Below are 9,527 nucleotides of genomic sequence, written 5' to 3'. Positions count from 1 at the left end.
CTGTTTGCGGTGCTCTCTCCTATCAAGACATATGCAGTGTGTGTCGTCTGAAGGAGGAGCTTAAACAGAAAGAAAAAATTAAGAATAAGGATCATGGTAAACAGCATGATTAACGCAAAGGCCCGATTCATCAGATAAGCCTTTAGAGAAGGGTGTAAGATAGAATGAATTTGCACCTTCAAGGCCGTAGCTTTCGCTGGATTCGTCCATTATAGGGATAAAAAAAGGGGCTTTGGGTTAACCCAAAGCCCCTTTTTGTTGAGGGGAGCTAAATCGATTTTATTTACATTTGGTAGTTTTTAAGGAACTCTGCTCCCTTGGCTATATCGTCGGTGTAAGGCCTATCCTGATCAACGAAGGATACTACCTGTCTGTAGGCTTCATAAAGCTTCTTTGTTGGAGCAGCCATGTATAGCTTATCCTTCATCTCAGCCTTTCTAAGGTCGAGAGCCTGGGCAGAGTGCAGAAGCTGCAACGAGGAAATGTTGTAGAGGTTTTCAGTTATCTGCTCAAGGGATCTCACGGATATTAGAGTGCAGCCAGCGGTATCCTCTATGTTGCCTGCCAGGGCGATGGCGCCCAACTGGGTCGGGGTTGCCAGCATCCGGTTTTCAGTATCCATGGCCACCAGAGGTTTCTGGATAGCTCCAAAGGCGTGACCCGGATTGTCAGGAGCGGAGAGGAACCGCGAAAGATGGGTGAATCTTGGATCCTCAAGGCGTATGGTCTGCATTACAAGACGGTTAGACATCTGGGCAAGGGCGATCTTTAAAGTGTCAAGCTCCCTCAGGACGGGAAGGCTTTCGAAGTTGGAAGTGGGGAAGATGGCGCCGTCGTTGCCTATGAAGTAACGAGATGTCTGGGGATCCCTGTTTTTCTCCTTCTTCGCATTCCATATGACTGCCGGGTTGTCGTCGGTGTGGTTGGCGGCCAAGGTTATGGCGTCCTTAGCGCGCTTCAAAGCCACTTCTACATTGCCCAAGGTGTAGGCCATGGAGCGAATGGAAAGGGGGTCTTGCAATGCTCTGGTGTCGCTGGGCTCATAGAGGTATGACCCTTTGAGGGTTTTTCTCAGTTTTGCTGCTGCTGTCACATAACCTTCAAATGGTCTGATCTCCGCTACTTCTTTCATGAAGGGGGCGACGTTGCCGTTGTAACCTTCAAGGAACAGACCGAAGACAGGATAGGAAACTTCAAGGTAGTGTTCCACGTTGGCCACAGCCAAGGCTGCCTGTCCTAAAGCGAGGGCGTTGGTGCTGAGGATGGATAGGAAATCTTTGCCTACGGGAACCAGAGGCTCAATGTTCAAGAGTTTCATTACTTCCTTTGCAGGCATTCTCTTGTCTTTGTATATCACATCCCACTCTCCCACCATGGCCAAGCCTATGTGAGACGAAAGGGTTATATCCGCCTGCCCCACGGAGCCTTTGGAGGGAACGAGGGGAGTAATGCCTTCGTTGAGATATTTTTCGTATATTTCAACTACATAGGGTTGAACTCCTGGGATCCCCGTAAGGAACTGATTTAGACGAACCAGCATTCCTGCTCTTACTACCTCTACGGGTAGAAAGGGGCCTACTCCAGCGCAGTGTGCCCTAAGGGACATGATGTTGAACTTTCGGGACATGTCGAGGAGTTCTTCAGAGAGAACTTTCTTCCCATTAACGGTCTTGAATACGGGCCTGTCCTTGTTCCAGCCTACTCCGACGGTAAGGCCGTAAACTGGCATGCCTTCTACTGCGGCTTTTATGACGGTGTTATAGCTTTTTTCAACGTTGTTCATGGCTTCGTGGGATACAGTAACCTTTCTGCCCTCCACTGCCACGCTAACTATGTCCTCAATGGTAAGGTCTTTTCCGGTAAGCACGAGAGGATTTGTTGATGCAAACGCTGCTGCGGAGACGGATAGGATCACTGCTGCTACGACCACTAAAAACAAAGACTTTCTTAACCTTTGGAACATCAAATTCCCTCCTAACTTTTCAGTGTTGTGCAAGAGTCGCATGCTGAGGCTGAGATTTTTTGGGATTCCCCCCTCCTTTCCCTATTTCTTCTCGTTTGTATAGTAATGTGTACCAAGACCGTCGTTTTTGCGTCATTTTCATGTTTTTGTTTGATTGATTCAAACATTTACAAAAAAGATGTTGCAAAGACGCCTTTGTCGAAAATCCAAGACAAGGAAGAATTATAAAAAGCTAAGGGAGTGGGGAAATTGCGTATAAACCTGACAGTTAACGACTGCAGGTACTCTCTTGATATAGACCCGTCCATGCGCCTTTTGGATTTGCTGCGAGATGTCTTGGGATTTACCAGCGTCAAGGAGGGGTGCTCTGAGGGAGAATGTGGTGCCTGCACGGTAATCATGAACGGAGAGGCTGTAACGTCTTGTACAATAATGGCCTTCCAGGCTGACGGAAGTGAGATCTTGACGGTAGAGGGCCTGGAGAGACGAGGTGAGCTCAAGGTCCTGGAGGAGGCATTCATGGAGAACGATGCCGTACAGTGTGGTTTTTGCACTCCAGGAATGATAATGTCAGCCAAGGCCCTTCTGGATAAGAACAAGACCCCTACCGAGGAAGAGATAAGAAGAGCCATTGAGGGTAACCTGTGCCGTTGCACCGGTTATGTTCCCATAATAAACGCAATTTCCGATGCGGCAGAAAGGATGACGAAAAATGGAAGCTAGTCGTCCCAAAAACCTTTCCAAGCTCAGAGAAATCCTATCGTCCTTCAACCCCCGTTTGAAGCTCCTAGCAGGGGGGACTGACCTTGTGGTGTGGTTGAACAAGAACCCAAGGGAGGATTGCCACTTAGTGGACCTTACAGCCGTGGAGGAGCTTAAACAAATAGAGGTAGGAGAGGCTTTCCTCGATGTAGGTGCTGCAGTCACCTTCAGAGAAATAGAGGAGTCCTATTTGGTCCGGTCCAAGGCTTACTGTCTTTCAAGGGCTGCCTCTATGGTAGGTTCGGGTCAGATAAGAAACCGCGGGACCATAGGGGGAAACATTGCCAACTGCTCTCCCGCCGCTGATACTCCACCAGCACTTTGTGCGTTAGGTGCCCTAATAGTCATGGAAGATTGGGAAGGCAAAGAGCGCATCATCCCGGCGCAGGAACTTAACCCCGCTGAACTTAAATCATTAACATCAAGAGGAGAATTTATCAAAAAAATCTCCATACCCATGGACAATGGAGATTTCTCCTTTTTTAGCAAAGTTGGAAGCCGCAGGGCCGTTACCATATCCAAACTCAACCTTGCCTTCGTGTGTAGACTGAAAGAGGGTAAAGTTCAAAACTCAAGAATGTTCCTTGGAGCTCTGGCTCCTTGGCCTATCCGTGCATTGGAAGCGGAAGAGTTTTTGTCTTCTGCGCCCATTAAAGATCTGCGGAAAGACGATTTTCTGGATATACTGTCGAAGATCGTGGCAGAGACCATACCGACCAGATCTTCCATGCCTTACAAGCGCCAGGCCGTTAAAGGGCTAGGAGACGATTTGTGGAAAGGCCTTCGGGAGGTGCTTCAATGATGCCTAGGGAGACTAAAACCTATCAAGATACTGCGACAAACCTCAAATACGTGGGGCAGGACGTAAAGAGGCTTGAGATAGAGAGGAAAATAAGGGGTAAATTCAACTACTTGGCGGACCTTCCCCCGGGGGGGAGTCTACACGCCTGCTTTATTTTCAGCGAGGTTGCAAACGGCAGAGTAGTCTCCATTGACCCTACGGAGGCGCTTAAACTACCAGGAGTAATAAAAGTTTACACCCCAGAAGATGACCCAGGAGTCAGGTTCAACAGCATCGTATCTTTCCCTGATCAGCCAGATTTCAGAGATGAACGCATATTTACCGATAGACCTCTGTACGTGGGGGACAAAATCGGCGCCGTCCTAGCCCAAGATCTGGCGACGGCACAGAAGGCCGCTTCCTTGGTAAAGGTGGAATATGAAACATTCAAACCCGTTTTGGATCTAAGGGAAGCCCTCCATTGCGAACCCATTCTCGAGGGCCGTCCTCAAGTCATAGAGGGGAGGATAGCCTATGGTGAAGGGGAGCCCCAAGAGGAAGGGCTGGTGGTTGTTGAGTCAGAGGTGATAACCCAAAAGGTCCATCATGCTGCCATGGAAAACCATATTTGTCTAGCCTATGTGGACTGCGACGGAACCCTTACTGTGGAGACCCCATGTCAGATGATTTTCACCGTTCGCTACGTACTCTCCCAAGTTTTGGGCTTACCTTTGAACAAGGTTCGAGTCATAAAGGCTCCCGTAGGGGGGTCTTTCGGTGCCAAGCAGGATGTCATACTGGAGCCTGCTTGTGCCCTCATGGCACTGGACGTGCAAAAACCCGTGAGGCTTTCCATGAAGAGGCATGAGACCATGATCTCTACCCGCACCAGGACTGCCACCATAGGCAAGGTACGGACTTTGGCGCGTCCAGATGGAACGTTGGCCTTTCGTAAAATAGAGGTCATCTCCGATGCAGGGGCTTACCTGGCTGGGGGGCACAGGGTGACCATGGCCATGGGTAAGAAGACTTCGAGGCTTTACAGAATACCGTCTCAGGTTTATATAGGGAAGACGACCTATACGAACACCACTCCCAGCGGTGCGTGCAGAGGTTTCGGATCTCCTCAGATCCATGCCATAACGGAGATCAACCTGGACTTTCTTGCCAAGAGGCTGAACATGGATCCGGCGGAGCTGAGACTGAAAAACCTGGTGTATCCTGGAGACCAAGATCCAACCGGCGCTCCTCCTCTGGGCAATGCCCGCATAAGGGATTGTCTGGAAGTTGGTATGGAGCGCTTCAGATGGAAGGAGCGCCATCGCTGGGGCAAGAGGGGAACGGGGCGCTACCTGAGAGGGGTAGGTCTTGCATGTTCTACTCACGGAAACGGTTATTACGGTAGTCCGTACCCTGATTTCACGGGAATGACGATGCACATGAGTAAGGATGGAACCGTTACGCTCAATGCAGGCTTCCATGAGCTCGGTAACGGGACGTTGACCACCATGGCACAGATAGTGGCGGAGGTATTGGACATGCCTCCAGAGAGAGTCCAGGTTACGGAGGGGGATACCCAGCGCTCCCCAATGGACACGGGCTGCATAGCAAGCCGCGTGACGTACGTGTGTGGATCTTGCGCCCTGTCATTGGCCGAGAAACTGAAGGAGCGCTTCGTCCGGCAGATAGGGAGGATCTATGGGGAACTAGATGAGGACATAAAACTCGAAAACGGATTGGTGTGTGTAAAGGGTGAAGTGGTTGGAGATTACGGTGCTTTGGTGTGTGAGATAGCTCTTAAACTAAAAGAAGAGGTAAGCGAATTCATGACCTACAAACCTGAGGGTAACCCAGGTTCATACGGAGTGCATTTTGCCGAAGTTGAGGTAGATACTTACACTGGCCTGGTAAGAGTAACGGATTTCTTGGCTGTTCACGACGTGGGCAAGGCCATAAACCCAAAACTGGTGAAAGGTCAAATTTACGGAGGAGTGCAGATGGGCATAGGTATGGCTCTGACGGAGGAGCTTGTCTTCGACTCTTCTGGACGTCCTAAGAACGCTTCGTTTGGCAGGTATCACCTGGTCAACTCCCCCGACATGCCCAAAGTGGAGGTGACCCTAGTGGAAGAAAGGGAACCTGGCGGGCCTTTCGGCGGAAAGAGCATAGGAGAGATAAGCACCGTTCCTGCCGCGGCAGCGGTGGTCAACGCCGTCAATAACGCTCTTGATGCGGAGCTTTCCCATCTGCCATTGACGCCGGAAAAGATCGTCGCGGAACTAAACAGTTAAAAAACTAATTGAAATAAAAATACCATTTGAGAAGGAGGCAGTAGTTTTGAGCAAAGGCAGCAGTAATTCGCGGTTTAGGTTCCCCAACGGCATAGTGATCTTATTTTGGATCATAGTTTTCGTGGCTATTTTGACGTACATCGTGCCTGCGGGAGAGTTCGAGAGGGTTATAGTGAACGGACGCAAGGTGGTAAATCCCGATAGCTTCCACTACGTTCAGCAGACTCCTGTCAAAGTATTTGATATCTTCAAGGTCATTCCAAAAGGGATGACCAACGCTGGAGCCCTTATTTTCATGATCCTTACCATCGGTGCGGCCATTCAGCTTTTTGACAGCACAGGAGCCATCAAGGCAGCGATCTTCAAGCTTTTGGATACAATAGGAGAGAAGCGCAAGGGCCTTGTGGTTGCCGCCATAATGGTGTTTTTCGCCGCCCTTGGTGGATTCCCGGGAATGTTGGAGGCTGCTATACCTTTTGCACCCCTTTGTGTGGGCATAGCCTTGAGTTTAGGGTATGACCCCCTCGTAGGTATAGCAATGCCCTTGGTCGCCATAGTCATAGGTTGGACCGCTGGGCCATCTAACCCCTGGACTGTCGGTATAGGTCAAAAGATAGCCGAGCTGCCCATGTTCTCCGGGTTCGGGTACAGGTTGATTATATGGTTTGTTTTGCTTGCCTTGAGCATTTTCTTTGTCTTGAGATATTGTAATAAACTAGAGAAAGACCCCTCTTCGAGCATCGTCGCAGATATGGATTTCTCCCACCTGGAGAGCAGCGCAATATACGAGAGAATTCCCTTCACCACAAGACACTTGCTGATCCTTTTGACCTTCGTGGGCACCATAGGTTTCATCCTTTATGGGACCTTCAATTGGAAGTGGGGACTTTTCGAGATGTCAGGCACCTATATTATAGGAGCCATCATAGGTGGCATCATAGCGGGATACAACAGTAACAAGATAGCAGAAACCCTCCTTGAAGGCGGAAAGGCCATATTCATAGGCGTAGTCGCCGTAGGTATGGCAAGAGGAATAAACGTAATAATGGATCAGGGAAATATAACGGACACCATAGTCAGGGCAGTGGCAATGCCCCTTTCAGGGCTCCCTGAGAGCATAACTTCCATAGGCATGTTCATAGCTCAGTCCATAATAAACTTCTTCATACCCTCCGGAAGCGGCCAGGCGCTGGTTACATTGCCCATAGTCATTCCCGTTGCCGACATCGTTGGTTTGACCAGGCAGGTTGCCATCTTGGCCTTCCAGTTTGGCGATGGCCTTTCTAACCTTTGCTATCCCACGGTCGGAGCACTGGTGGCCTTCTTGCTCTACACCAAAGTTCCGTTCAACAAGTGGCTCAGGTTCATAATGCCCTTCATGTTCCTTTCCTGGGGAGCTGCTGCGGTGCTATTGTTTATCGCCACTGCTATAGGTTACGGCCCGTTTTAAGATTGTAAGTCAACTCAACCATGGGGCAGAATCACGTATCCGTGTTCTGCCCCATTTTTTACTATAGTAATTTGATTCCTATGGAATCGTAAAGATTTTGGGCTTTGGTCAGGTAATCCTCTGGTGGTTTGGTCAGGTACTCCCTCAGTTTTTTTGAAATAGGTTTTTCTCTTGCCATCATTCCTTTTATTTTTAGTTGTAGGGCTATCCAGCATTTTTTGTTCAGTTTCTTGCAGAGCTCGTCGGCCTTTTTCAGGTATTCCAGGGCATCATTTTCGTTGCCCTCGATGAAGCACAACATGGCCTTGATGCTGTACACTACGGAGTTGCCCCTCCACCAAGTACGCTCCTCTGCGAAGTTTAAAGCTTCCTCTACGTGCTTATTAGATGACGGCAAGTCTTTCATGTCGAAAAAGACATGGGCCAGGTTGCTGTGAAAGCTGAAGCTTCCCCTGTGGATACCCCTGGATTCGGCGTTTTGTAAGCACTGGGTGAAATTTTTTACGGCCTCATTCAACAAGCCTCTTTTGTGATACACTTCGCCTTTGTATTTCCGAGCGGCCTCCTTTTGAAGAGTAAAGAAAGCACCCGCTGCTTCTAGGTCCTCGAAGTGCTTTTCCGACATGTCTAGGTATTCCATGGCCTTATCGAAGTTAGCCATGAAGGTCGCAGCCAGGCCCTTGAACCTCAGCGCTGCTCCGTAAGCGGCCTCATCGAAATTTTCTTCTGCAGTGTGCAGATATCGTTCTGCGGCTAGGTCCAAAGCTTGGCTTTCCTCAGTTTGTATATGTAGGTAACACAGGTTTTGGAGACATTTCAATTCTAGAGCTTTCTCGTTTTTCAAGGCCGACCACTCAAGGGCGCTCTTTAGTAAATTGCCTCCCTTTTGATGATCGCCCCACCAGACCATGTATCCTCCCAGTAGCATTCGATAAATCATTTCAAGCTTCCTGCACTCGTGAGTTTCTCCGTACTTTTCTCTAACTTTGCCTAGGAGTTCTTTCACCTCTAGGAACCGCTTCTTGGTTTCGCCTATTTCCTCATAAGCTGCGGAGCTTTGAATAAGGGATTGGTCGTCCAGCAGGGGAAAAAGCTCGTAGTTGAGTTTTGTGTGGAACTCAAGACTCTTCAGCGCGAAGCTGAGTTCGTCCAATAGCATTCCCGCTTTTCTGCAGTGAAACAAAAGCCTCGACCCCTCGAAGTGTTTCCACACCTGGGTGTTCCAACTTTTCTTGATGGCGTTGGCAAGTTTTTGGTGTAAAGTTCTTCTTCTTGCTTCAGAAAGGCCCCTTTCTACGTATTCCTTTACTTTCCCGTGTTTGAATCCCAGGAGAAGATGCCCTCTGGGGCCGGAGGAGTATTCCCTTATTATGCCCTTGCGGTAAAGGCTTTCTGCGGTGGAGGTGAGGCTTTCCTCGTCACAATCGCATATTTGGATCAAAAGTTCCCAATCCGCGTCGTTAAGGAACACCGACATACACTCCAGAATTTGTCTCTCCTCGTCGCTTAGGCCTGCCAGGATCCTCTCGATGGCCTCTTTTATGGTGTCCGGTATCTCGTCCAATGGTTTTCCTTGTTGTATTAAGGCTATGTAGCTTTTCAGGTACAGAGGAAGGCCGCTGCTATATTCGTATACCTTTTGAATGGTCTGGTCGCACAGATTTTTGTTTCCCAAAGCCATGTGGAAGAACTGTCTTACTTCTTCGAAGGAGAAACTTTCCAATTTTATTGTCTTTGCTTTTATCAGCCCAATCCTATTTAAGGCATTTATGCTCTTTTCTATTTTTCGGTCCATGTCAGGTCTTGATGTTATGAATATATCGGTTCTTCCGGGGTTGCTCTTGAGGAAATTTTCCAGTACGGTAAGTGACGCAGAATCGAACCACTGAAGGTCCTCGAATACCACTTTGAGGGGCCTCTTAGATGACAAGATTCGAAAGAACTCTGCCAAAGTTGAACCTATCTTATCGTGCCCTGGAAACTCGAAGGAGACGCCCATGTTCAAGGGAGGGAACGCCTCTCCCAGGATCATTTTCACCTTCTCGGGCAACATTGGACCTAGGTCTTTCAAGTCGAACTTTGAGGCCAAGTTTTTGGCGAGGTCGTTGAAGGGCAAAAGGACTAACTCTTTTCCCTCTTCTGTGCCTCTACCGTAGATTACCGTATCATCGCACTTATCCTCCAAGTATTTCTCTATGAGTCGGCTTTTGCCTACCCCAGCTTCTCCTACGACCAAAAGGCATCGCGAAATGTGGGGGGGCTGCTCCTCCATGAATGAGG

6 protein-coding genes are annotated in these 9,527 nt (G+C 49.0%); 4 read left to right on the top strand and 2 right to left on the bottom strand.

Annotated elements, in window-relative coordinates; genetic code table 11:
• Positions 1 to 283: 283 nt before the first annotated feature.
• On the bottom strand, positions 284 to 1,963 hold the full coding sequence (locus tag V7Z69_RS08910) for an HAL/PAL/TAL family ammonia-lyase (RefSeq protein ID WP_334139655.1): 1,680 nt from the start codon (positions 1,961 to 1,963) through the stop codon (positions 284 to 286).
• A 240-nt stretch (positions 1,964 to 2,203) separates the two neighbouring features.
• On the opposite strand from V7Z69_RS08910, the gene V7Z69_RS08905 reads away from it, so the two are divergent.
• Genes V7Z69_RS08905 through V7Z69_RS08890 form a run of 4 tightly spaced genes read left to right on the top strand, consistent with a single transcriptional unit; the run spans position 2,204 to position 7,247 of the window.
• Entirely contained in the window at positions 2,204 to 2,686 is a 483-nt protein-coding gene (locus tag V7Z69_RS08905; RefSeq protein ID WP_334139654.1) for a (2Fe-2S)-binding protein, read from the top strand.
• On the top strand, positions 2,676 to 3,527 hold the full coding sequence (locus V7Z69_RS08900; RefSeq protein WP_334139653.1) for an FAD binding domain-containing protein: 852 nt from the start codon (positions 2,676 to 2,678) through the stop codon (positions 3,525 to 3,527). The genes V7Z69_RS08905 and V7Z69_RS08900 overlap by 11 nt, the downstream gene beginning before the upstream one ends.
• Entirely contained in the window at positions 3,524 to 5,797 is a 2,274-nt protein-coding gene (locus V7Z69_RS08895) for a xanthine dehydrogenase family protein molybdopterin-binding subunit (RefSeq protein ID WP_334139652.1), read from the top strand. Before V7Z69_RS08900 ends, V7Z69_RS08895 begins: the two co-directional genes overlap by 4 nt.
• A gap of 46 nt (positions 5,798 to 5,843) precedes the next feature.
• Positions 5,844 to 7,247 carry a YfcC family protein gene (locus V7Z69_RS08890; protein WP_334139651.1) on the top strand — a complete coding sequence of 468 codons (1,404 nt, stop codon included), beginning with the start codon at positions 5,844 to 5,846 and terminating at the stop codon, positions 7,245 to 7,247.
• A gap of 61 nt (positions 7,248 to 7,308) precedes the next feature.
• On the opposite strand, the gene V7Z69_RS08885 is transcribed toward V7Z69_RS08890, so the two are convergent.
• Positions 7,309 to 9,527 (bottom strand): AAA family ATPase (locus tag V7Z69_RS08885; RefSeq protein ID WP_334139650.1); only part of this gene is annotated, 2,219 nt, incomplete at its 5' end.

This window comes from Thermovirga lienii, from assembly GCF_036847465.1.
GTDB classification, from domain to species: domain Bacteria; phylum Synergistota; class Synergistia; order Synergistales; family Thermovirgaceae; genus Thermovirga; species Thermovirga lienii.
This window is presented reverse-complemented; position numbering and strand designations above follow the sequence as displayed.